23 protein-coding genes and 1 pseudogene are annotated in these 23286 nt (G+C 33.5%); 2 read left to right on the top strand and 22 right to left on the bottom strand.

The features are described 5' to 3' along the window. Positions 1-82: 82 nt before the first annotated feature. From CLOPA_RS02675 to CLOPA_RS02635, 10 genes are all read right to left on the bottom strand, one after another. Positions 83-2056 carry a DNA polymerase gene (locus CLOPA_RS02675; protein ID WP_015613936.1) on the bottom strand — a complete coding sequence of 658 codons (1974 nt, stop codon included), beginning with the start codon at positions 2054-2056 and terminating at the stop codon, positions 83-85. Further along, positions 2053-2805, bottom strand: coding sequence for a DUF2815 family protein (locus CLOPA_RS02670; RefSeq protein ID WP_015613935.1), 753 nt, complete (start codon positions 2803-2805; stop codon positions 2053-2055). Before CLOPA_RS02670 ends, CLOPA_RS02675 begins: the two co-directional genes overlap by 4 nt. Next, positions 2798-3979 (bottom strand): DUF2800 domain-containing protein, encoded by a 1182-nt coding sequence (locus tag CLOPA_RS02665; protein WP_015613934.1) that lies wholly within the window; start codon positions 3977-3979, stop codon positions 2798-2800. The genes CLOPA_RS02670 and CLOPA_RS02665 overlap by 8 nt, the downstream gene beginning before the upstream one ends. After that, on the bottom strand, positions 3976-4503 hold the full coding sequence (locus tag CLOPA_RS25755) for a hypothetical protein (RefSeq protein ID WP_015613933.1): 528 nt from the start codon (positions 4501-4503) through the stop codon (positions 3976-3978). Before CLOPA_RS25755 ends, CLOPA_RS02665 begins: the two co-directional genes overlap by 4 nt. A gap of 14 nt (positions 4504-4517) precedes the next feature. Next, complete coding sequence (locus tag CLOPA_RS02655) at positions 4518-4745, bottom strand: hypothetical protein (RefSeq protein WP_015613932.1); 228 nt, start codon at positions 4743-4745, stop codon at positions 4518-4520. A 100-nt stretch (positions 4746-4845) separates the two neighbouring features. Continuing rightward, complete coding sequence (locus CLOPA_RS26370) at positions 4846-4968, bottom strand: hypothetical protein (protein WP_015613931.1); 123 nt, start codon at positions 4966-4968, stop codon at positions 4846-4848. Positions 4969-5001: 33 nt separating this feature from the next. Then, the gene (locus CLOPA_RS02650; RefSeq protein WP_015613930.1) at positions 5002-5187 is read right to left on the bottom strand and encodes a hypothetical protein; all 186 of its coding nucleotides are present in this window, start codon (positions 5185-5187) and stop codon (positions 5002-5004) included. A gap of 38 nt (positions 5188-5225) precedes the next feature. Beyond that, the gene (locus CLOPA_RS02645) at positions 5226-5465 is read right to left on the bottom strand and encodes a helix-turn-helix domain-containing protein (protein ID WP_015613929.1); all 240 of its coding nucleotides are present in this window, start codon (positions 5463-5465) and stop codon (positions 5226-5228) included. A 2-nt stretch (positions 5466-5467) separates the two neighbouring features. Next, entirely contained in the window at positions 5468-6523 is a 1056-nt protein-coding gene (locus CLOPA_RS24090) for a BRO family protein (RefSeq protein WP_015613928.1), read from the bottom strand. Positions 6524-6536: 13 nt separating this feature from the next. Further along, positions 6537-6770 (bottom strand): helix-turn-helix domain-containing protein, encoded by a 234-nt coding sequence (locus CLOPA_RS02635; RefSeq protein WP_015613927.1) that lies wholly within the window; start codon positions 6768-6770, stop codon positions 6537-6539. Between the two features lie 228 nt (positions 6771-6998). On the opposite strand from CLOPA_RS02635, the gene CLOPA_RS23520 reads away from it, so the two are divergent. Then, positions 6999-7916, top strand: coding sequence for a helix-turn-helix domain-containing protein (locus CLOPA_RS23520; RefSeq protein WP_015613926.1), 918 nt, complete (start codon positions 6999-7001; stop codon positions 7914-7916). A 59-nt stretch (positions 7917-7975) separates the two neighbouring features. Beyond that, a complete protein-coding gene (locus CLOPA_RS02620) occupies positions 7976-9136 on the top strand; it encodes a tyrosine-type recombinase/integrase (RefSeq protein WP_015613925.1) in 1161 nt (386 codons plus the stop codon). Between the two features lie 1307 nt (positions 9137-10443). Here the strand turns inward: CLOPA_RS02620 and CLOPA_RS02615 are convergent. The 12 genes and pseudogenes from CLOPA_RS02615 to CLOPA_RS02560 all read right to left on the bottom strand — a co-directional run bounded on the left by CLOPA_RS02615 (position 10444) and on the right by CLOPA_RS02560 (position 22882). Beyond that, positions 10444-11376, bottom strand: a complete 933-nt coding sequence (locus CLOPA_RS02615; protein WP_015613924.1) for an ABC transporter permease — start codon at positions 11374-11376, stop codon at positions 10444-10446. Further along, the gene (locus tag CLOPA_RS02610; RefSeq protein WP_015613923.1) at positions 11369-12478 is read right to left on the bottom strand and encodes an ABC transporter permease; all 1110 of its coding nucleotides are present in this window, start codon (positions 12476-12478) and stop codon (positions 11369-11371) included. The genes CLOPA_RS02615 and CLOPA_RS02610 overlap by 8 nt, the downstream gene beginning before the upstream one ends. 65 nt (positions 12479-12543) lie before the next feature. Next, positions 12544-14070: an ABC transporter ATP-binding protein gene (locus tag CLOPA_RS02605; RefSeq protein WP_015613922.1), complete on the bottom strand. Its 1527-nt coding sequence runs from the start codon at positions 14068-14070 to the stop codon at positions 12544-12546. Positions 14071-14260: 190 nt separating this feature from the next. Beyond that, positions 14261-15334, bottom strand: a pseudogene (locus CLOPA_RS02600) (BMP family lipoprotein). A 281-nt stretch (positions 15335-15615) separates the two neighbouring features. Then, a complete protein-coding gene (locus CLOPA_RS02595; protein ID WP_041711167.1) occupies positions 15616-16302 on the bottom strand; it encodes a DNA alkylation repair protein in 687 nt (228 codons plus the stop codon). Between the two features lie 19 nt (positions 16303-16321). Next, positions 16322-17155 (bottom strand): deoxyribonuclease IV, encoded by an 834-nt coding sequence (locus CLOPA_RS02590; protein ID WP_015613920.1) that lies wholly within the window; start codon positions 17153-17155, stop codon positions 16322-16324. A gap of 107 nt (positions 17156-17262) precedes the next feature. Beyond that, positions 17263-17730, bottom strand: coding sequence for a methylated-DNA--[protein]-cysteine S-methyltransferase (locus CLOPA_RS02585; RefSeq protein ID WP_015613919.1), 468 nt, complete (start codon positions 17728-17730; stop codon positions 17263-17265). Positions 17731-17961: 231 nt separating this feature from the next. Next, positions 17962-18441, bottom strand: coding sequence for a siroheme decarboxylase subunit beta (ahbB, locus tag CLOPA_RS02580; RefSeq protein WP_015613918.1), 480 nt, complete (start codon positions 18439-18441; stop codon positions 17962-17964). Between the two features lie 6 nt (positions 18442-18447). Then, positions 18448-18900 carry a siroheme decarboxylase subunit alpha gene (gene ahbA / locus CLOPA_RS02575; RefSeq protein ID WP_015613917.1) on the bottom strand — a complete coding sequence of 151 codons (453 nt, stop codon included), beginning with the start codon at positions 18898-18900 and terminating at the stop codon, positions 18448-18450. Beyond that, positions 18893-19903, bottom strand: coding sequence for a putative heme d1 biosynthesis radical SAM protein NirJ2 (gene nirJ2, locus CLOPA_RS02570; RefSeq protein ID WP_015613916.1), 1011 nt, complete (start codon positions 19901-19903; stop codon positions 18893-18895). The genes ahbA and nirJ2 overlap by 8 nt, the downstream gene beginning before the upstream one ends. Before the next feature lie 113 nt (positions 19904-20016). Beyond that, complete coding sequence (gene nirJ1 / locus CLOPA_RS02565; RefSeq protein ID WP_015613915.1) at positions 20017-21195, bottom strand: putative heme d1 biosynthesis radical SAM protein NirJ1; 1179 nt, start codon at positions 21193-21195, stop codon at positions 20017-20019. A 226-nt stretch (positions 21196-21421) separates the two neighbouring features. Next, positions 21422-22882, bottom strand: a complete 1461-nt coding sequence (locus CLOPA_RS02560; protein ID WP_015613914.1) for an amino acid permease — start codon at positions 22880-22882, stop codon at positions 21422-21424. Between the last annotated feature and the right edge of the window lie 404 nt (positions 22883-23286).

Raw genomic sequence — 23286 nt, 5'->3', positions numbered from 1 at the left:
TATTCTATAAACACCGCATTATTCAATTATCAAAGTACAATTTTATCTACCCATCTAGTTCGACCTATAATCAGTGGTCGAACTATTCTTTCTTATAAAATTCAGCTGTAAATCCATCTGCACCTAATGGAAGTCCCTGTGCCCATGGTATAGGCTGGCTCATTATTTCACACACTCTATCTAAATCTGCATATTCTTTAGGACAATCAATAATAACTTCATCATGTACATGAAATACAACTTTATATCCTAGTTCACTTAATCTTTTTATATTCTCTGCTAGACAATCTCTCGCTATAGCCTGCACGATATTCTCCACTAATTTGCCACCATAAGTAGGTACTGTTTCCCATTTCTTAGTATTCTGATTCATACCGTGATACTGAATTGAATCTTTCCCCCAGTCATTTTGAGCAATAAAAGGTCTAGCATAGAATAGTTTTCTACCACTTGGAAGTGTAATAGTTAAAAAGTCCTGTCCGGTAGCATAGTCTCCTTCATGAGCAATAATTATATTTTTAACTCCTGCCGCTTGGCCTGTTTTCATAACTGAGATAGCAGCATTTTCTATAGAGTACCAAAGGTCCACTATCCTTTTATTTGACGATCTCCATCTGCGTACAATCTCCGGAAGTTCTTCTTCAGTAAGTCCCATATTTAAGGCGCCCATAGCTATAAGTGCACCGGATGCACCCTGGTATCCTAGTGCAAGCTCCGCAACTTTACCTTTTTGACGTAAAGCATATTCCGGATTACCTTTTTTAATAAGTTCTATAGGAACACCAAACATCTGACTTGCTGAAGCTTCATATATCTTTCCATGTGAGTTAAATACATCAATACGCCACTGTTCTCCAGCAAGCCAGGCTATTACTCTTGCTTCAATAGCACTAAAGTCTGCATCTACAAATAAATTACCCTTAGAAGGTACAAAGGCCGTTCTTATAAGCTGTGACAGAGTATCTGGAACACTTCCATATATAAGTTTTAAAGCATCTATCTTTCTACCCTTAACACAATCTCTTGCATGACTAAGAGTTTCAATATAACTTCTAGGAAGGTTCTGTACCTGTACAATTCTTCCGGCCCATCTGCCGGTCCTATTAGCTCCATAAAACTGTAATAGTCCTCTTACTCTTCCATCAAGGCATACTGCTTCTTTCATGGCTGTATACTTTTTAACACTTGTCTTTGAAAGTTCCTGCCTTATTTCAAGCATTCTCTTTACTACATCATTATCTGTGATCTTTATAAGACTTTTAACTGTTTCTTTAGTAAGATCTGCTGTTTCTTCTCCAGTTTCCTGTTCTATCCACTTTGACAGCTGCTGCACACTTTTAGGGTTATCTAGTCCTGATAAACTGATTGCTTCCTCCATAAGACTATCTGTAATAGTTTGGTGGCAATATAAAGCACCTTCAATAAGTTCCTGGCCAACCTTAACACCGTCAGCATTCATACGTTGATCCAGTTCCCATAATCTTTGTTCCTGGTCAGATACTGGAAATGCTGATAGTCTATTTTCAATTTCCATTTCAGTAACTACATCCTGTTTGCAATATTCTTTAAATAAATTCCACTTTTCAGGTTCATGATAATGCATATTCCTAGTACGGTGTCCATTCTTAGCTGTAGGCTTACATGGCAAGCAGAATAATCTTATAAGTGCTTTACCTATACCCATTTTCTTTTTATCCTCAGGAAGTCCTAAAGCTGTTCCTGTAGCAGCAAGTCCTGCTGTGTATCCACAATATAGGCCATGAAACATAGTACAATGCCACTGCTCTAAAGGTGAATAATAAAATTTATTTAAGCAGTACCATTCAAACGGTGCATTGTATGCATGTTTAATTACTCTGGGATCTGCAAGCATTTGAAGTATAGAAAATGGTATCTTTTCGCCCTGTGCCAGGTCTACTATTTGAACCGGTTCACCATCTAAGGAATAAGCAAATAAAAGAATCTCAAAATCAGGGGACTGGACATATTTATATAGTCCAGCCTTTCCTAAATTAATACTGCTAAAAGTTTCAATATCTATGCTTAGATGAATCATATACCCATCACACCACCGTTAATTGGCCTCCCGGTGATTGGATCTATTTGTACTGCCTGTTGTGGTGTCTGATATGCTGGAGGTGGTACTTGCTGTGGATATCCCTGCTGCACTTGTGACTGATTATAGTTTTGTGGTGGATAACTTTGTGCTGGCTGTTGATATTGTGTTTGTGGTGCAGCTGGCGGAGTATACCCACCAGGAACAGGTGCATCACCAAAGGCGGATGCTGCTGAAATACGTCCTCCAAGTGGCTTACCATCTTCTAATTTCTGTACTGGACCTAATCCACATCCTACACCTTTATTGCCGCTATTAAAATAAGGGAAAAAATTAGTACTTACTCTTGCATACATTCCTGAATATACTTCTGTTTGATTTATGATTGGATTCATGTTAATGTCAATGATTTCTTGCTGTTGGTTAGATGAAGCTGTTAAAACCCAGTGTCCCTTGCATTCTGTGCCGAAAGGTTCACCATTTTGACGAACTCCATCACCATCCCAAACTGGGTTTTTAACTTGTGGAGGACGAGTACCGTTCCATTTCCCAGTAACTCCTTGCTGTATAGCAGCTGCAATTGCTGCGTCAATCCTTTGTTTTGTAGCTATATCTGTTTTAGGTATTAAGATAGTTGTACTATACTTAGGTTCAGCACCTACTTGATGGGCATAAGGTGTAAATAGGTGTACAAAACTTAGTCTTACCTTTCCTGTTACAATGCTTGTTTGATTCGATTGATTATTCATTAATTACTCCCCCTTCATTTTTAAAAACATCTGCTGCACTTACTTTTTTAATTGGTTCTCTATTATCACTTAATGGTGCAAGAGTCGGTTTTCCAGGTGGACTACTGACCTTGTCGGATAAAAGTTCTTTAAACTTTGGTTTTCCTATTAGTTCTTCGATTTTTGCAAGAGACAGCGGCACTTTATCATAAAGCATAGCTTCATCTGTACCGTTATCCTTTAGCACTTTGAATGCTTCATCTGTGTTAATGAACTGCCTTACACTTCTGCCATGAACAGCTTTCCAACCTGAAATATCGTTTCCTTTTAAAACTTCACCTAAAGCATATTTTTCAAGGGCTGTAACCCAGCTTTTTATGCTTTTAGCTTTCTCAAGAATCTGCCCTACTTCCTCATTTGTAAGAAGTGGCGGCATTTTGTTTTCATAAACTTCTACAGATAAATTTTTATCTTTAGCAGCCCTGCAGATTGCCTTTGCTCTGCAAAATTGGCAGTGATCTCCTGGAATATAATCTCCTACGCCATTAAAAGCTTTTTCAGCTATAGGTCTTATGCTTTCGCCCCAGTCTAACAACTGCTTTATAGGTATAGAGAATTCTGAAATTGAATCAAGTCTAGGCTGAATAATTGTCATTTTGACTTGTTGAATGTTGAATAATATTTTCTCTTCCTCATAGGCTCCAAGGGCATACAGCATCATTTGAGGATTACTTTCCGCTGATACCGGCACACCTTTTCCGTATTTAAAGTCAATTACATGAAGGGTATTTCCCCCTATAATAATGCAATCACCTGTTCCAAATCCTTCCGGAGCATACACGCTGTAATCAAGTTTTTTCTCTGCCGCAATGTATGGTGGAGAAGAAAAACTATAGGTTACTTCAGAAATGTAATCCATGTAAGTATCAGTGTGTCTTAGCATTTCATCCTGGAATAAAGGATCTTCTTTAAATTTCTTAATTCTGTTGTTAAAAGTTCGCGGCCCCATTGGTTCAATGTATTTTCTAAGCTTTAACTCTGCAATGGCATGGGCAAGAGTACCTTCTTTTGCATTTTCACTTGTACTATCTGGAAGAGTTTCCTCAAGTCTTGCTGAAGGTGTACATATAAGCCACCTATGGGCAGAGCTTGCAGATAACAAAGCATGTGCTCTAGTTTCATTTTTTTTTATCATATCTTTGCCCCCAATGATCTAAGTTGAGTTGCAAAAGCCCCGTATTGTTCTTTTGGTAATGCTGTTAATGCCTGTACTCCAAAGCTTGCAAGCAAGGATACAAGTTCATTTCTGTGTCCGGCATCAACAATTTGTGTAGCTGCTACTGCAAGCTGTTCCATGGTATACGATTGAGTTGTTGTCTGAACCGGTGCTACTGGTGGAGCTGCATTCTGCTGTGGTATTTGTTGAGCCTGTGGCGGTGTCTGCTGGGGCTGTACTGGTTGCGTATATTGTGGAGCTACTGGTTGTATTGGTGGTGTGATTTGTACCGGAGCAACTGGTGGCACTTGCTGTACAGGTGGTGTAATTGATGCTGGCGTTACCTCAGGTGAGTGCAATTGAACTGGTTTAGTTAGTTCTGCATCTTCTGATATTGTTTTTGCTCCAATTTCTCCTTTTGTAGCTCCTAATTTTTTACTTCCGAACGTATCGGCAAATTCCAATACCTCCATAATTGAATCAAATTCTGCTGTAATTTTCATAATTAAAATTCCTCCTAAATTTTGTTTTCATTTTTAGGTGCATCTGGCCCCATAGTATAGAGTTCCATTACACCATGATTGCTGCCATTTTTAGCTTTATACTCAATTACTATTTTTCCTATCCCGACTATAGTTTGCTTTGTAATAATGCACTTCTTAGTTAAATGCTCTATTATTCTTTTAGGTACATATATAAAATCATTATTTTCTGTGGGATAAGCTATTTTCTTTAATCTACCCACTATTCAAGACCCCCTATATAATTTGACTTTTACCCTCATTCCATAGTAGAATAAGGCTACAACACTTTCTCTATGATCCTTTTTACAAGGATCTCTTTTTTTATTCCTCAACATAAACTTCAACAAACTTACCATCTGTAACAACTATTGCTACTCCTTCATTTTGGAATATAACTGCTTCTTCTAAAGTCATTATTTCTCCAACATCATATTTTCTTGTCATACATTTTCACCTCCTTAAATTGCCATGGTTCCATTATTTACACGCCTCCAAGTCCAATATTCTCTCTGACATTTCATTAATAGTTGCTTCAAGTTCATTAATCTTTTTCTGTAATTCATAAATTTCCATAGTCTTTTCATACTGTAATTCTGACAGCTTTTTATTACCTGCTAAAAGTTCGTCAATTCTTTGGTTTAGAGCTCTAATTGTTTCACTCATTTATTACACCTTCCTTTTACTTTTTAGCCATTGCGGCACTATCTATTTTCTGGAAGCTCTTCTCTTTCCTTGACCCATTCAAAAGCTTCTCTGTGAACATATATTTTTCTCTCATCCCTTGTGCAAGGAAATCCTTTAATGTTACACAGTTCTCTTACTCTTGGTACTCTTATAGATGTTAGCTCAGAGAATTCTTTAACACTGTACATCTGCTTTGGCTCCGGTCTAGTTAAAATGAGTTCTTTTAATCCTTTAATCTGCTCTAATAATTCGTCCATTGTTAAATTCCTCCTTCCAGTAAACTTTCAAGTTTAGCAATAGATCTGTTATTCATCCTAACCTTTTCAAGCATTCCTAAATTTGAATTACGTAAATCCTTAATCATTAACTTCACAGTATCTGCACTGAAATTTAAATACGTATCATCTAGGACTCTATACTCGGATTTTATTTCCACATTTCTTGATGTGTAAGCGCCAGTTTTACGAATAGAAGGAAGAACATCATTAGTCACCCAATTTCTAAAAGGTCTGCATTTTTGTGTTTTAGCTTCTAGCATAAAATCATAGAGCATAGGTTCGGTTAGATATTTGTGTCCATTATGGACACGTGGCTTTATACCAGCACTTATGATATTTCCGTCTATTCTCTCTTTCCTAGGGTACAATCTACCCTCTGAATTTTTCTTAATTTGACCAAGAGCCATACCCGTTGAATAAAGTTCAAATAAAATCTCACCAGTAACCTCAATTATTTCTACTTCTTGCCCTTCAAAAATCTGTAATGCAGATTGAGTATTACCGATTTCTTTTTCTTTAACTTCTATTGGAGCTGTTAATCCTTTTGGAGCTTGAGCATTTACAATTAATTCTTTTATGAAATTTTCCACCACAACTCTATTTCTGCATTTAGAACTGTATAGTTTTATACCTGTACTACTTATTAGGAGTATTCCAGTTTGGTTTGCAAAAAGTCCTAGATCTCTCGCTTCATCTGTAGTTAATTTAGCAACAAAATCATTTCCAATGGTTCTTATTATCCTATATGAGTTATTTACTCCTAAAGCTTTCACTACATCAACAAGCACGTATAAATCCTTACCTTTAATTTTTCTAATAGTACCTAACGAGGTTTTTACAGCTTCAACTCTTTCAGGTAGGTATAAAAGATTGTTAGATGTCGCTTTCATTTTTTCTAGTTCCCTTGAAGGTATTCTTATTGTTTTACCTAAATTAGGAACTTTTGATATCTGACCACGTTTTATAAGTTCATAAACATGGCCTTTGCTAATGCTGAATTTCTTAGCAAATTCTTCTGCCGTGTAATTTTTACTCAATTCAATTCCCCCTTTATATACTTGTATTTCCGTCATTTTTAACTAAAAAATTTAGATCTATATCTAATGTTTTTGCAATCTTAGCTAGGGTCTCTACACTTGGCATATACCTGCCGTTTTCAATATCGGACAAATAATTTCTTGACATGTTAATGCTACATGCTACCTTATTTTGAGTGAATTTTTTTTTAATTCTTTTACTTTTTATAATTTGCCCTAATTCTTTTTTTACATTTTGCCCCATCATTTTTTACCCCTCCTTTGATTAATATTGTATTGTATTTCCGTCATTAGTTCAAATTCTATATCTTAGGATTATTCTTTAAATTAAACAATGTAAGAGGAATAACTTGCTAATCCGTCGCATTGCTTTTATATACTTGTATTTCCGTCATTCTACAGATTGTATTTCCGACTTTTTATGGATATAATATAAATAAAAGTCGGTACAAACGACATGAAGGAGTTGTATAAAATGGATATTGGTAACAATATAAAAATGATAAGAAAAGAAAAAGGGTTTACTCAAAAGGAACTAGCATTAAAAGCACATCTGTCTAGGTCATATTTAGCCGATTTAGAAAATAGCAGATATAACCCAAGTATTGATACTTTAGAATCTATATCGAATGCATTACAAACGCCATTAACTTATCTAATGGGTGAATCAGCTAAAGCTATCATTGATAATAAATTAGCTGACCTTAATATGACAGTAGAAGAACTTTCAGAAAAATCAGGAGTACCAAAGCTGTTCTTTGAAAATTTAGATAATATCCAACCTGAGGAACAAGATTATAACCACATGAACACTATTGGAAGAATAATTAATGTGCAGCCTAGAATATTATGCTCCGCGCTCTCAAAACAAGAACCACCTTCATATGAAGGGCCAAGGATTAGTGCCAAGGAAGCTTTCGGTGATAGCCCTTGGATTAATGAAGATAAAATAAAAGAATCAGCAGCTATTTATGATACCCTCAATAAAGATTTATCAAATATAGTTAACATCCCTATAGTCGGTGTAGTAAGAGCAGGAAGACCTATACTTGCACAAGACAATGTAGAAGGATATTTACCTACGTTAAAACAATTTATAGATAATGATAAAGATTACTTTTATTTAAGAGTTAAAGGGGATTCTATGGATCAAGAATTTAAAGATGGATCTTTATTATTAATAGAAAAAACACCATGCATTGAAAATGGCCAAATTGGAGCAGTATTAATAGATAGCATGGAAGCCACTGTTAAAAAAGTAGTTAAAAATGATAACATGATTACTTTAATACCTATGTCAAATAACTCAAAATATCTGCCAAAAATGTATGATATTCAAAAAGATGATATTCACATTATTGGTGTTGTAAAACAGGCTGTTAAGATTTATTAGTTTAGAAGCTACCTAAATAGAATCTGGTAGCTTCTAAATATTTTTGAGGTGGTGATTTTATGAAAAAAAGAGGAAATGGAGAAGGAACTATTTATCAAAGAAAAGATGGAAGATGGTCAGCTACTTTTATGGTTGGGACTAACCAAGCAACTGGAAAACCTAAACGTAAAACATTATATGCTGATTCCCATTCAAATTTATTAGAAAAAATCAAAAAATTTAAAAAAGATTTTGAAAGAATAGATTTTACAAAAGATGATCTAAAACTTAAAGACTGGATGAAAGCTTGGTTATTTGAATATAAAAAGAATAGTTTAAAACCAAGAAGTTTTCAAAGGTATTTTGGACTTTATCAAAACTACATTGAAAGCTCTGCCATAGGTGTTAAAAAAATTAAGGATTTAAAGGCCATTGAGCTGCAAAGATACATAAATAATTTAAAGACAACTTCCAATAATATAAGATACATTATCAGTCTTATAAAGTCATCTTTGAATGAAGCTATGAAGCAGGATTATATAATTAAAAACCCTTGTGATGCCGTTGCACTTCCAAGAGTTGTCCCTAATAGAAATAGAAGATTCATGACAGTTGAGGAACAGAGCAGACTAACAAGTTATTTAAAGAAGCATATTGATGAAGGATATAACTATTTGATTTATTTCACTCTATCTACTGGATTAAGAAAAGGGGAAGTGTTAGGACTGGAATGGTCTAAAGTTAATCTTAAAAATAAGACCATATATATAAACAAGACATACAATATAGAAGCTGTATACAAAGATGACAAAGTAATTAAATATTCCAAGTTACTAGCTGATACTAAAAATGATGAAGTTAGATATGTGCCAATTCCAGATAAAATAATTCCACAACTAAAAAAAAGACACAGTTTATATTTAAAAGATAAGGCTAAAAATTCTAAAAAGTATAATAAATTAGAACTTGTATTTCCGGATGAACAGGGCGCATTTTTAGATGAAAGGAAGCCACTGAGAGCAATTAAGAAAATATATAAACTTTTAAATATACCAACTGAACTTACATTTCATTCTTTACGGCATACATATGCTACGAGGCTATATGAAAAAAGTGGTGACTTAAAAGTTATACAATCGCTTTTAGGCCACATAGATATTGATACAACTGAAAAAATTTATGTTCATGTATCTGAAAAAAAGAAAAAAGAAGTTACATCTTTGCTGAATGATTTTTTATAAATAGCAGCTATTTTTTTGACTGTAATTTGACTGTAATTAAGTTATTTTTGACTGTAATTATAAAGTATTTTAAAATGTGTTAATACAGTCATCACTTTGATAAAACCTTATATTTAAAGGTTTGTGATAGTTTAATATTTCTTAATAGTTTATATAGCATCGAAGAGCGGAATCGAACCACTACTGCAGATAGTATGCTTATAGCATGCTTCCTGCCCTCTGCCCTGAGGTGCTTCGATATATTATATTTGTATATCCTTAACCTACCTTGATATACTCACCTTATGCCACTAACTATTATAAGGCTTCCCTCTATAACATATATACAACTAAAGGGGTAATCTCTATGTTTCTATAATATCAAGCTGTTGTTACAGTTTTATTACAACTTTATATATATTAAGTTTCAAGTGAAAAATTTTTATGAACTTCAATCCATCAGATAATCCTAAAACCTTAACTCATCAACACTTATAAGAATTATTTAATGAATTCAAAATGTATTAAATAATTATCCTTAATAGGTAATTCAATAATGATATTAAAAATAGGAAAAAAGCGCCAACATCTCTGCTGGCACTTTTCCCAATAGGTAATTTCGTACACCCTTATAATAACCCATAATTATTAATATTCTTTTTCATTTTTGTTAAATTAAATCATTATTAATTTCCAAATCTAGCTCTATTTTTCTGTATCCTTCTCTAAATAAAGATAATATAATATATACAACAACTTATCAATGAGATAAAAAATGAATTAACAGGAGATGAAATAATGATTTTTAAGAAAATCCTTAATAAAATTATACCGGTTCCACTGCGAATAAATCAAGTATACAGAGTTCCATCAGTCCTAATTCTACCTCACACGGACTGATAAAAGGAAATATCAATTCTAATGGTGAAAAGATTTATCATGTACCCGGAGGACAATTCTATGATAAAACAAATGCTGAAGAATGGTTCAATACAGAACAAGAAGCACAAGCGGCTGGGTATAGAAAATCTAAAAGATAAACAACTTCTTGTAACATATAATTTCATCTAATTACTATGGTGCGTAACCATAGACTCCAAAGAGGTAAATGACAACAGCATGCTTCTAAAACTAATGTAAATTTAGTGGGATTACAAACTCCCACTAAATAAAATTAATTTATCTGATGACTAGCTTCTGCACTGCCAATACTGCAGTGACCTCTAATTCTATAAGATTCATCTGTAAACTACAGGAAGGTCTTTCGTAATACACAAAAGTTTTTAGCCAAAACACAGACATAATTAATTAAAAATTTGGTAGGAAAATTATCTTTTGCCCTTTTCATAAGGTACTCCATCTGCAGCTGGCGGCGTGGTTTTGCCTACAAACCCTGCTAAAGCCAGCATAGTAAGCACATATGGAATAACTGCATATACTTCATTTGGAATGTTAAAGTTTAATATCTGTGCATTTATTTGAATTGCACTACCGAAAGCAAACAGTAGACATGCTAACATAGTGCCCTTAGGCTTCCAGTTTCCAAATATCATAGCTGCTAGAGCTATAAATCCACGGCCAGATACCATTCCATCTCTATACATATTGGACGCCCCTATAGATAAAGCTGCTCCACCAAGTCCTGCAAGCATACCGGATAAAATCACACAAAGATATCTCATTCTATATACATTTATACCCAAAGTATCTGCTGCACCTGGATGTTCACCTACAGCCTTTATTCTTAGTCCCAGAGAAGTCTTCTCCAAAACAAAATAGGCAAGTATGACAAATATAAAAGCAAAAATTACAAACCAATTTAATCCATTAAGCAGTGCTCCTATTACTGGAATATGTTTTATAAAATTAGGTATATTATAGGATACCGAATTTACTATATCTGTTTGACCACCTTTTTTAAATATCTTAAATATAAGAAAGCTAGCAAAAGCAGTAGAAAAAAGATTTATAGCTGTACCTGAAATAATTTGATCTGCCTTTAAATTTATACTTAAAAAGGCATGCAATGCCGCTATAACCCCACCTGCAACTAAAGCAAATAGTATTCCTAAAAATGGACTTCCTGTAGCAAAAGAACCGAATACTGCAAAAAATGCCCCTATAGTCATCATACCTTCAAGACCTATATTTACTACACCTGACTTTTCAGAAAACAAGCCTCCAAGAGCTGCAAATATAAGTGGTGTTGCCATTCTAAGCGTTGCTGCTATTATACTTATAATAAGCGTTCCTTTATCCATTTACAGTTGCCCCCTTTTTTCTCTTCTTTTCTTCGAAATATTTAACTATATAATCAGTGGCTACGAAGATTATAACAACTGATTGTATTAAATACACTATTTCCTTTGGTATATTGTTTAATTGAAGTATTCTTGAACTACTATTTAAGGCTCCAAACAGTAATGCTGCTGGTATACATCCAATAGGATTACTCTTAGCTAAAAGAGCAACAGCTATACCATCAAAACCGTAACCTATAAAGGACATTAAATCACTGGAAGAATAAGCTGCTCCTGATAAATGTGCTGCTCCACCAAGTCCTGCTATCGCACCTGATATTACCATTGCAAGTACTGTACTCTTAGCTATATTTATCCCGCCATATTCGGCACTATGAGGATTAATACCTACTGCTCTAATCTCATAGCCTACAGTAGTTTTCCAAATTAACCAGTATATAAAAATGGCACATATAATGGCTATTATTATTCCAATATTTGCCCTACTGGAACTACTAAATTGCATTAATTTTGCACTATCCTGAATTACAGGTGTGCTAGATTTTGATGCTATGCCTATAGGCGTCCTTAGCACTACAAAATTTACTACATACATAGCGATATAGTTCATCATTATTGAATTTATTACTTCATTAGTACCGAATTTCGCTTTTAAATAACCAGGTACTGCCCCCCATACTCCACCTGCTGCAATACCACTTATTATTAATAATGGAATATGGACTATAGGACTTAATCCTGGTATAATACCAACTATTGATGCTGCGAGCATTCCTAAAGTGAACTGACCTTCTACACCTATATTAAATAATCCGCATTTAAATGCTACAGAGTGTGCTACACCTGTAAATACAAGAGGTGTTACAAAAACTATAGTTTCAAAAGCTCTTGATTTATCCCCAAAACTTGCATTCACTATAATAGTTAACAGGTCTGTCAATGCTGTAAAATATTGAGTAATATTATACCCTTTAGACCACATTACAAAGAAAACAGCTACAAACAAAGAAACTAGTATAGAACATATAGGAAATACCAAGCTCTTTAGAGAATTTATTATAATTTCACTAATGTTATTATTTTTAACTTGTAAGTTACTCACTCCTATTCCTCCTCATTAAAAGCATGGTAAATAAATAACTAGTCTGTATACTAGTGTATTTATTTTCACATGTCTTTTGTTTTTTTTAAACTTCCACCTGCCATAAGTATTCCAAGTTTCTTTTCATCTGCATCTTTTCTATCAATTATATCTATAATTTTTCCGTCATACATTACTGCAATTCTATCAGAAAGTGCAAGAACTTCATCTAACTCTAAGGATATTAGAAGTACTGCTTTTCCTTTATCTCTTTCTTGTACAATTCTACCGTGTATATATTCAATAGCTCCTACATCTAATCCCCTGGTAGGCTGAGAAGCAATTAAAAGATCTGGATCCTTTGATATTTCTCTAGCAGCTATAAGCTTTTGCTGATTTCCACCGGACAATGATCCTGCACGCACTTCATCGCTAGGAGTTCTTACATCAAATTCCTCAATAAGTTTCTTCGCATGTTTATGTATTTCTTCATAATTCATAACAATTCCCCTGCTAAAGGGTTCTCTGTGTTGAATCCCAAGTATTGAATTTTCAAACAATGAATAATCTAATATAAGACCTCTTTTATGCCTATCCTCTGGAATATACCCTACCCCTCTGTCCGTTATATCACGTGGTGTCTTATTAAATATATCTTTATCATTAAGAGCGATCCTACCCCTTTCAGCTTTCATAAGCCCGATTAAAGCTTCTATAAATTCTGATTGACCATTTCCATCTACCCCTGCTATCCCTACAATTTCTCCAGCATATACAGACAAATTTACACCTTTAACTACTTCAATTCCTCTATTATCCTTTACTGCTAAATCTTCTACTTTTAATACTTCTTTCCCTACATTGGACTCTTTCTTTTCTATCGTAAGGTTAACCTTTCTGCCTACCATAAGTTCTGCTAGTTCATCTATATTAGTATCTTTTGTATTTACAGTTCCAGTTACCTTTCCTCTTCTTATAATAGTAACTCTATCACTCATTTTCATAACTTCTTTAAGTTTATGAGTTATGAGTATTACAGATTTACCTTCCTCTTTTAGATTTTTTATTATAGCTCCTAATTCATCTATTTCCTGTGGAGTTAAAACAGCTGTTGGTTCATCTAATATTAGAACCTCTGCTCCTCTATACAAAGCTTTTAGTATTTCAACCTTTTGCTGCTGACCTACTGATATATCTTCAATAATTGCATTAGGATCAATAACAAATCCATATTTTTTAGCGATTTCTTCAACATCTTTTATGGCTCTTCGTTTATCTAACAAAATTCCCTTTTTAGGCTCCATACCTAAAACTATATTTTCTGCTACTGTAAAATTATGTACAAGCATAAAATGTTGATGAACCATACCTATTCCCAATTTTATAGCATCATTTGGATTATTTATTGATGTGGTATTTCCATTTACAATAATTTCTCCTCTTTCAGGCTGATACAATCCATATAAAATGTTCATAAGTGTAGTTTTTCCTGCTCCATTTTCGCCAAGCAAAACATGTGTCTCACTCCTTAGGAGTTCAAAATCTACATTGTCATTTGCTATTGTTCCAGGAAATATTTTCGTTATCCCCTTCATTTGAACTACCTTATCCATTTTGATACCTCCCTCTTTAAAATGAATTATATATTTAAAAATATCCCATTTATCTATTAAAAATCAGATTTTAATAGTTGTTTTTAATAGAAGCATAGTTAAAAAGCTGTCTTGCTATTGCATATATATGCATCGTAAAGACAGCCTCATTTCATATTTATGTCGTTAATTTAATCTAACTATATATTTGTTATTGTAAAGCTTCTGTTTTAAAGCTATTAGCCGCATCTTTTGTTGTTGGTACATTTATCTTACCATCAATAATTGCCTGTTTATATTTATCTACTAAATCTAACACATTTTTAGGTACATTTTTACTGGTACTTGCTGAATATCCAACGCCATCTTCTTTTAATCCAAATACTCTTATTTTTCCGCCTTGGAAGCTTCCCTTTGAAAGATCCTTTACAGTGTCATAAGTAGAAGTATCAACTCTTTTTACCATACTTGTAAGAATAACATCAGAGTATTCTGGAAGTGTTACAGCCTGATCTTGGTCCACACCTATAGCCCAAACTTTTTTACCACTGCTATTTGCACTCTTAGCTGCTTTAAATAGTCCATTTCCTGCACCACCAGCGGCATGATATATAACATCATAGTTTTGGCTATACATGGTTGTTGCTGCCTCTTCACCCTTTGTTGCATCTGCAAAACTGTCTATATAAACAACTTTAATATCTATACTTGGATTTATAGTTTTTGCTCCTGCAATATATCCTGCTGCAAATTTGTTTATAAGTTCACTATCTTTTCCACCAATAAATCCTATTTTATTGGTTTTAGTAGTTTTAGCTGCAATAACTCCCATTAAGAAAGAACCTTCCTGTTCCTTAAATACTAAAGATTCTATATTTTTAGGCTGGTTATCATAAGCATTATCTACAATGGCAAATTTTTTATCTGGATATTTTTTAGCTATAGCTTCTAAATCATCTGCCATTTGATATCCTATACCAAAAACTAAATCTGACCCATTATCTACTAAAGCCTGAAGATTTGGCTGATATTCATCCTTCTTCTTTGACTCTATTGCTTTGTAGTCAACATTTCCAAGTTCTTTCTGAGCCTTTTTAATTCCTTCATCAGCTGATTGGTTAAAAGATTTATCGTTAAGTCATCCTTCGTCCGTTGAAAGTCCTACTTTTATTGTTTTTCCATTGCCTTGATTTCCTGTGCTGTTATTACTGCTTCCACAGCCGGCAAATAAGGTAGCTACAACCATCACTGATGCTAGAGCTACTATTATCTTTTTTTTATTCATTTTATTCCCCTCCAATATGTATATAGTTTATTTGTAAAAATTACCTAGTTATATAAATATATATCAATAATTGTATAAATAGTAATATTTATTTTCTAGCCATGAATTACTATACTATATTTATTGGAAAAAATCAATATATCAATTTTCAGTATTATTAATTATCGATTTGTCAATAGTATAAAGAAAATATGCATTAAATTACGATTTTTTTAAAGTTTATGCAGAAACTCACAGTATTATAATCAAATCAAAGATACCACTTACCGCAATCTTTCTTTTTATATTTTGCGTTTCATACTTCTTATAAGAGTTTTGGTTTCCCTATCAACTCTTAAAGACTCTGTAATCTTTTGTAATGCTTTATTATATGTAAAATCATCTAAGGTATTATTCTTCAGATATTCCATTGTCTTTTCAGGAAACTTCACGTAGCATATTGAAACAGCCCAGGCAACAGCCATTTTCACATAGTAGCCTTCATGTTTTGCTCCATCCAGCAATAATAGCACTCTGTCAATATAATTTTCCTCTATGTAAAAGTTAAGAAGCATCACAACGGCAAACCGCACTTCAAATTCTTTTTCTGAAGATAGATATGGCTTAATATAATTAAGTACAGTGTCTCTATTAGTTTTTGTAAATTTCAATCCTGTACAAAGACTATCGCACACAGCCCAGTTATCAATTTTAGGAATAAAATCCGTAACAAAATTTAGAATTTCTTCAATGTCAGCTTTTACATATCCAAGAACCAAACCCTGAAGCATAACTTCTTCGTAATATTCATTTTCTGCTTCCTTCATGTAGGTTTTCCAGTCACCTTTGGCTATCTGTTTAGCCAGCTTCCTTAGCAGTGGTAGCCTTACCCCTACAATATTATCATTCCCCGGGCATAATCCTCTTTGAAATTCTCTATATTTTCCATCTGCCAATTGAAAAATCTGTTCTCTTATTGTATTTTCCAATGTCTTCTCCTCATTTTTATTAGTATTCATAGGCTTCTCTCAGTATTTTAATTTCTTCAGCATAACCAGATAATTCATTTGGAGTTTCCAGAAAAAATGGTAGGGTATATAATTTAGGATGATTGATTACTCTTATTATAGCTTCTTTTCCAAGAGAGCCCTCACCAATTTTCTCATGTCGATCTTTGTGACTTTCAAAGGGATTTTTACTGTCATTTAAATGTATGGAACGCAATTTGTCAAGTCCAATAATTTCATCAAATTCCTCTAATACATCATCTAAATGATTCACAATATCATAGCCTGCATCATAAACGTGACAGGTATCAAGACATACACCCATCTTTTCTGAAAGATTGACCCCATCAAGAATCTGCTTTAATTCCTGAAAACTACGTCCTACTTCTGTACCTTTACCTGCCATTGTTTCAAGTAGTACTGTAGTTGTCTGTTCTGGCTTTAGTACGGCATTAAGCATATCTGTAATATATTTTATACCAACCTCTACTCCCTGCTTTACATGGCTGCCTGGATGAAAATTATAAAGATTATTTGGCAAATACTCCATCCTTTTTATGTCATCTTCCATAACCTCTAATGCAAACTTCCTTATGCTTTCATCTGCTGAACAGGCATTTAAAGTGTAAGGTGCATGAGCCAGCATTGTAGCGAATTCATTTTCCCTTGCTATTTCAAGTAGTGCTTCTACATCTTTGGGATCAATTTCTTTTGCCTTTCCACCCCTGGGGTTTCGTGTAAAAAACTGAAATGTATTTGCTCCTATTTTAAGTGCTTCTTTACCCATGGCTTTGTAGCCCTTTGAAGCTGATAAATGGCAACCTATATTTAACATATTAAAATCCTCCAATTAAATACTATATTTTAGTTTTTCATATTTAGTCATATTTAAAATATTCGTCACATCTTTGGCTTACTATTTATTTTCACATGCCTTAATGCTTATCCAACATTTCGTTTTTCCATTTCTAAAAGTCTCTCCTTTACATCAAGTCCAGCTGCATAACCTACTAATTTCCCATTAGAACCAATAACACGATGGCAGGGAATAAAAATAAATATTGGGTTCTTATTGTTTGCCATTCCCACTGCACGGGAAGCCTTTGTATTGCCAATATTTTCTGCTATATCTTTATAGCTGCAAGTTTCACCATAAGGGATTTCCTGCAGCGCCTTCCATACTTTTCTTTGAAAATCCGTTCCTTCCGCTTCCAGTGGTAAATCAAAGTTTTTTCTCTTTCCAGAAAAATATTCCTGCAGCTCTTCATTTGCTTTTTTCAATAAAGGTGTTTCTTCTATATTTACATCTTGTTGAATTATATCTCCAAAATACATATTAGTTATAGCCGTACCATTTTCAACAATTCCTATTTTCCCAATTTCTGTTTCATAATAAAAACCGTTACCCATTTTTTAATCCTCCTTGTATGCATTTGTATTTATCACTTGCTATACTTATATTTTACTATATTAACTCATTATTTTCTTTAGAAATATCACTTTGTAATTGAGATAAATTACTGCCTTAATAAGAAAAGTATTAAAACATAACTATTCTTACGTTTTAATACTCTTAAACTTTACAAAAGATATCTTTTCAACAATTTTGATTCTTTTCTAACAACTTTAACATATTATATTTCATACATTTTCATTATCAAAATATTTCATGCTAACCTTTTTAAACTGACAGGTACTATACAATATACTATAATCACTAATATGACTTAACCTTGAAATTTCTGCAACTATTTTTTCACAATGATTTTTTGTTTGTCCATGAATCATAGTAAAAATATTGTAGGGCCAATGAGGAAATACAGGCCTTCTATAGCAATGACTCACTTCAGGAAATTTCACCATAATTTCAGTTATTTCTTTAATTCTTTCCTCCGGTATCTTCCATACTACCATAGCATTTGCCTTAAATCCAGCATTTCTATGATTTAAAATAGCCCCAAATCTACGAATAATTCCTTTACTTGAAAATTCCTTTATTTTATCTATCAATTGCTTTTGGGAAATTCCAAGTTCCTCAGCTATTTGTTTATAGGGCTCTGGTACAATGGGAATTTCTCCTTGAATTTTTTTAATGATATTTATATCTAAAGGACTTAGCATACCCTATCACTCCTTTAGTGCAAAAATAGCTTTAATTTTAAATACATCTATGGCAGGCAGCTCCAATATTTCTTCAATACCAGTACGCGTCTTAATATTCTTTAAAAAATTTTTGATATCCTCTTGTGAAGGTGCTGTAACTGTAAACCATAAATTATAGTCATTATTCCTCTCATAATTATGGGTAACACCCTTATAGCTGCTTATAAGCTTTGCCACTTCAGAAATTCTCTCATCGGGTACTTTTATAGCACACAAAAGACTGCAGTAACCCAATTTTTTAGAATCAAATATTCCTCCTATCCTTCTCACATATCCCTTATTCTTTAGTTTATTAATTGTATCAATAACCTTTTCTTCAGTAGTGTTAAGTTTATTGGCAATTTTTAGAAAAGGTCTGTTATCTAGTGGAAATTCGTTCTGTATTAAATTAAGTATCTCCTTACTTTCCCTATCCATTGCCTATATTCTCCGCTTCTACATTGGAATATAGACACCAGATATCTTCTGCCATTGGATCTTCATTATTATAAAATGCTGCCCGTGCCCTGCAGCCACCACAGGTCTTTTTATAATTACAAATACCGCACTTTCCCTTATAATCTAAAGTTCTTAATTTTTTCAATATTAAATTATCATTCCAAATATCGCTAAATGGAATTTTTCTTACATTACCGATAGGCATATCCAAATAAGCGCAAGCCTGAACGTTTCCTGTGGGGCTTATAATACAATAAGCAGTGCCAGCCAAGCATCCTTTTCTGAATCTTGTCTTCACCCCATTTTCTGCCGCAATTCTCATAAACTGAGGTGCACAGGTAGGTTTTAATTCTATAGATACTTCTTTTTGTTTTAACATTATATTTTTTAAGGTTTTTTCATATTCTTCTTTACTCAATGCTTCATCTTCTATATTTAATCCTCTTCCTGTAGGAACCATAAAGAATACATGATGAGCCACAGCTCCTATATCCACAGCAAAATCAGTTATATCTAATATTTCATTCTTATTCCAATCCATTACAGTGGTATGTACCTGAAAAGGTAGTTTTGCCTCTCTACAGTTTCTCATTCCCATAACTGCCTTATGCCAACCACCACTATAATTTCTAAAATTATCATGTTTTTTAGTATTGAGACTATCCAGACTAATACCTATACCCATAGCCCCTGCATCTTTTAATTTTTTAGCAACCTCTAATGTTATAAGTGTACCATTACTGCCAAGTACAGGTCTTAAGCCAATTTCTGATGCATATTCCACTAATTCATAAATATCAGGACGCATAAGAGGTTCTCCACCAGAAAATATCATTATCTTAAAGCCAGCTTTTACTATTTCATCTAAGAGCAATTTTCCCTCTTCAGTGCTTAGTTCCTCTTTGGCTCTAATACCAGAATTTCTATAACAATGTTTGCAATACATATTGCATTTATTAGTAGTATTCCATGATATGATCATAAAATAAATCCTCCTCTATACGTTTTAATCTCATTTGATTTCAATTAGTACTATAGGAAAAAGACAAAACAATCTTTTATTAGTTGAAAGTTGAAGATTAAAATTGGAAAAAATTACACTCCTGGGCTAATTCCTTCTATTTCATTATCAGTCAAGTAACAGGCAGGATCTGATTCCCAAAAATCTCCTGTGACAGCTTCTGCCCTAGATCTGAAATTCCCATTACAGATGTCAAGCCATTTGCAACTACTGCACCTTCCTTTAAGCATAACTTTTCTGTTTTTTAATCCATTAATAATAGAATTGGAAGTATCGGACCAAATATCACCAAAGCTTCTCTCTTTAACGTTTCCAAAAGTATACTGTGATGTAAACTGATCAGGGTGAACATTTCCTCTATAATCCACATTTGCAATAGCTATTCCTGATCGATTTCCGCCATTAAGCCTCATTAATTTAAGGATATTATCCGCTAAAGCAGGATATTTTTCTCTTGATTGCAAATATAGATAAACGGAATCTGTATGGTTATCTACTGTGAGTATTTCCACCTTATTTCCTAATTCCATAGTTTTTGTCATAATTAAATTCATTGCTTCTCTGGCCTGATCATGAGATATATCCTCATCAATCATAGATGTTCCTCTACCTGAATAAACTAAATGATAAAAGCAGACTCGATTAATTTTTTCTTCTTCAATAAGATGAAATATATTTTCCAGTTCATTATAATTATATTTATTTATAGTGAATCTTAATCCAACTTTCTGACCTGTTTCCCTGCAATTTCTAATTCCTCTTAGCGCACTGTCAAAAGAGCCTTTAACACCTCTAAATATATCGTGTCTCTCACCAATTCCATCTAAACTTATACCTACATATCCTACGCCGCATTGTCTAAGCCTAGCTGCAATATCCTTATTTATAAGCGTACCATTAGTTGAAATTGTACTTCTTATATTACACTGTTTGGCATATTTAATTAATTCAAATAAATCCTCACGCAGCAGAGGCTCTCCTCCTGAAAACAGTATCACAGGTACTTTGAGCTTCTGCAAATCATCAATAAAATTCTTAGCTTCTTTAGTAGTAAGTTCATCTTTATATATCCTGCTGTCTGAATCTGCATAGCAGTGCCTGCATTTTAAATTACAGGTTTTTGTACAATTCCAGACAACCACAGGCCCACGTCCTTTACTAACTCCATTCTTTTGCATACTAGCTCCATGTACATATCTCAATTTGTCTCCAAAGCTTTCAGTACCACATAATAATTTGGATATTCCTATCATATTTTACTCCTATATTATTTTAATTTTTAGGCAAAATTTATAATATATAAGTTGCAATTATAAGTAAGATTCATCGATAATGAATATACTTTATTGCAGCATACATAAAAAATTAATTTACTCTAATACATTACTATCCCTTTTAAATAATTATGATATAAATATTGGGAGAATATAAATCTACTCATGAATTTCCAAAGTAAACTATATAAATTATTTCTAAAGTTTAATTTTTTTTATTGTTTTTTATATTCTTATTTGAGTGCCTATGCTCCTCAGTCAGTTCTTCAGAGAACTCCGTGGATAAACCTAATCTTTGCGCCTTTCTATTTAATGAACTATTATTAATTTTTGGTTTCTTAACTTTTTCATAAGACTTCATTACCAAATAAGCTGAGGAATATAAAGCAAGAATTATCAATCCTGCTATAAGACCTGATGCCTGCCCTGAAATAAAGGGCATACTGATAATGGCAATAATAAGACTTATTAAAGCAATCCAAGAGGTATATGGATATCCCGGCATATGATATTTTCCTTCTGGAGGATATCCATACTTTTTACGAAAACGAATATGGGTAGCAACTATCATTGCATAAGTAAAAAGTAATGCAAAACCACCAGAGCTTACTAAAAATAAATAAACGCTTGGGAAAAAAAGTCCCAGGGTTAATCCTAAAAGCATGGCAAAACCTGAAAACAACATTCCTCTATAGGGAATATTCTTTTTATCCTCTAACAGCTTTGGAGCATGACCTTCCTCTGCAAGAGAACGGAGCATCCTTCCTATTCCAAACATAGCTGCCAGCATTGTGGAAAGGATGGCAGTAATCATTACTACATTTATTACATTTCCAGCCCACGGCATTCCCCATCTGCTAAGAGCTGCTACCATAGGGCTAACATTTTCATTAATAAGAGCTGTAGGTATTAACGGCAGCAATACAGCGACAGAAACTATATAAAGTGCAACAAGACTCAAAGTAGTATAAAAAATTGCTTTTGGAATTGTTTTTTCAGGGTTATCAGCTTCCGAAGCAGCCAATCCAATTATTTCAAAGCCTGCATACGCAAATATAACTATAAGCATACTACCGGCAATACTCTTTATGCCTCCTGAAGCCAAAGGCTCCCGTGCCAATTCCCCAGCTCCAACAGAAGGAGCCCCATTAATCAGCCCAATAATTAAAAGTAATGCAATAATTATAAAAGAGACTATTGCCATCAGTTTAATAGCAGCAAGACCACTTTCCAGCTTGCTTAATTTATCAGCTCCTAATAAATTTAACAATGTAACTACTACAATAACCGCACTTCCAAGTAAGGATATAGAGACTCTTGGAAACCACTTGTTCAGTAAAATAGACACAGCTGTAGCCTCACTGGACATAGCTAAAACCATTCCCGTCCAATAAACCCATCCAACAACAAATCCAGCTCCAGTCCCAAAGGTTTTTGCAGCAAAAGTACGAAAGGAACCCGGTGAAGGATCTGCCACTGTCATTTCTGAAAGAGCAGATAGAATAAGATAAACTAAAATTCCTCCAAATACATATGAAATTAAAATGGCAGGTCCTGCAGCATGAATAGCTACAGAGGATCCAAGAAAAAAGGAACCACCAATTATAGTACCTAATGCCATCATTGTAAGATGAAATACGGACAATCCTTTCTTCTTATTTTTCATTATTACATCACTCCGAACTTAGGCATATTCAAAGAAATAAGCGTCAGTATGTTAGTATCTTTCACTTACTATTTATTTTCATATGCCTTATTTATTTTAAGCTAATGTGCAGAATTCTCAAACCTCTATAGGTAGGAGATGGATACCATTTATATTAAGTAGACTTGTATAATAATTATTATTTTAGATAAAATATAAATGTTAGTTGCTCTTTGTAAACTGAATATATAAGGTTGTAGGGAGAATAGTTCACGAATAGTATTCCTAAAATAAATAAAAATATTCCATAAAAACATATGGAATGCTAAAGTTTTGAAGTGTTAACAGAATTATTTATGTATATTTTAATATCCTAAGTACTCTAGAGAAATGTCCAACAGTACATATACAATGTAACCATACTA

It is taken from the genome of Clostridium pasteurianum BC1 (genome assembly GCF_000389635.1).
In the GTDB taxonomy this organism is placed as follows: Bacteria; Bacillota; Clostridia; order Clostridiales; family Clostridiaceae; genus Clostridium_I; species Clostridium_I pasteurianum_A.
The sequence above is the reverse complement of the archived record's forward strand: the minus strand, read 5'-3'. Positions and strand labels throughout refer to the sequence as shown.

Bases quoted from the DNA above. Each gene is read 5' to 3' on its own strand.
- CLOPA_RS02675 (WP_015613936.1), bottom strand. From the start codon at position 2,056: ATGATTCATCTAAGCATAGATATTGAAACTTTTAGCAGTATTAATTTA.
- CLOPA_RS02670 (WP_015613935.1), bottom strand. From the start codon at position 2,805: ATGAATAATCAATCGAATCAAACAAGCATTGTAACAGGAAAGGTAAGA.
- CLOPA_RS02665 (WP_015613934.1), bottom strand. From the start codon at position 3,979: ATGATAAAAAAAAATGAAACTAGAGCACATGCTTTGTTATCTGCAAGC.
- CLOPA_RS25755 (WP_015613933.1), bottom strand. From the start codon at position 4,503: ATGAAAATTACAGCAGAATTTGATTCAATTATGGAGGTATTGGAATTT.
- CLOPA_RS26370 (WP_015613931.1), bottom strand. From the start codon at position 4,968: ATGACAAGAAAATATGATGTTGGAGAAATAATGACTTTAGAAGAAGCA.
- CLOPA_RS02650 (WP_015613930.1), bottom strand. From the start codon at position 5,187: ATGAGTGAAACAATTAGAGCTCTAAACCAAAGAATTGACGAACTTTTA.
- CLOPA_RS02645 (WP_015613929.1), bottom strand. From the start codon at position 5,465: ATGGACGAATTATTAGAGCAGATTAAAGGATTAAAAGAACTCATTTTA.
- CLOPA_RS02635 (WP_015613927.1), bottom strand. From the start codon at position 6,770: ATGATGGGGCAAAATGTAAAAAAAGAATTAGGGCAAATTATAAAAAGT.
- CLOPA_RS23520 (WP_015613926.1), top strand. From the start codon at position 6,999: ATGGATATTGGTAACAATATAAAAATGATAAGAAAAGAAAAAGGGTTT.
- CLOPA_RS02620 (WP_015613925.1), top strand. From the start codon at position 7,976: ATGAAAAAAAGAGGAAATGGAGAAGGAACTATTTATCAAAGAAAAGAT.
- CLOPA_RS02615 (WP_015613924.1), bottom strand. From the start codon at position 11,376: ATGGATAAAGGAACGCTTATTATAAGTATAATAGCAGCAACGCTTAGA.
- CLOPA_RS02605 (WP_015613922.1), bottom strand. From the start codon at position 14,070: ATGGATAAGGTAGTTCAAATGAAGGGGATAACGAAAATATTTCCTGGA.
- CLOPA_RS02590 (WP_015613920.1), bottom strand. From the start codon at position 17,155: ATGTTAAATATAGGTTGCCATTTATCAGCTTCAAAGGGCTACAAAGCC.
- CLOPA_RS02585 (WP_015613919.1), bottom strand. From the start codon at position 17,730: ATGGGTAACGGTTTTTATTATGAAACAGAAATTGGGAAAATAGGAATT.
- ahbB (WP_015613918.1), bottom strand. From the start codon at position 18,441: ATGCTAAGTCCTTTAGATATAAATATCATTAAAAAAATTCAAGGAGAA.
- ahbA (WP_015613917.1), bottom strand. From the start codon at position 18,900: ATGGATAGGGAAAGTAAGGAGATACTTAATTTAATACAGAACGAATTT.
- nirJ2 (WP_015613916.1), bottom strand. From the start codon at position 19,903: ATGATCATATCATGGAATACTACTAATAAATGCAATATGTATTGCAAA.
- nirJ1 (WP_015613915.1), bottom strand. From the start codon at position 21,195: ATGATAGGAATATCCAAATTATTATGTGGTACTGAAAGCTTTGGAGAC.
- CLOPA_RS02560 (WP_015613914.1), bottom strand. From the start codon at position 22,882: ATGAAAAATAAGAAGAAAGGATTGTCCGTATTTCATCTTACAATGATG.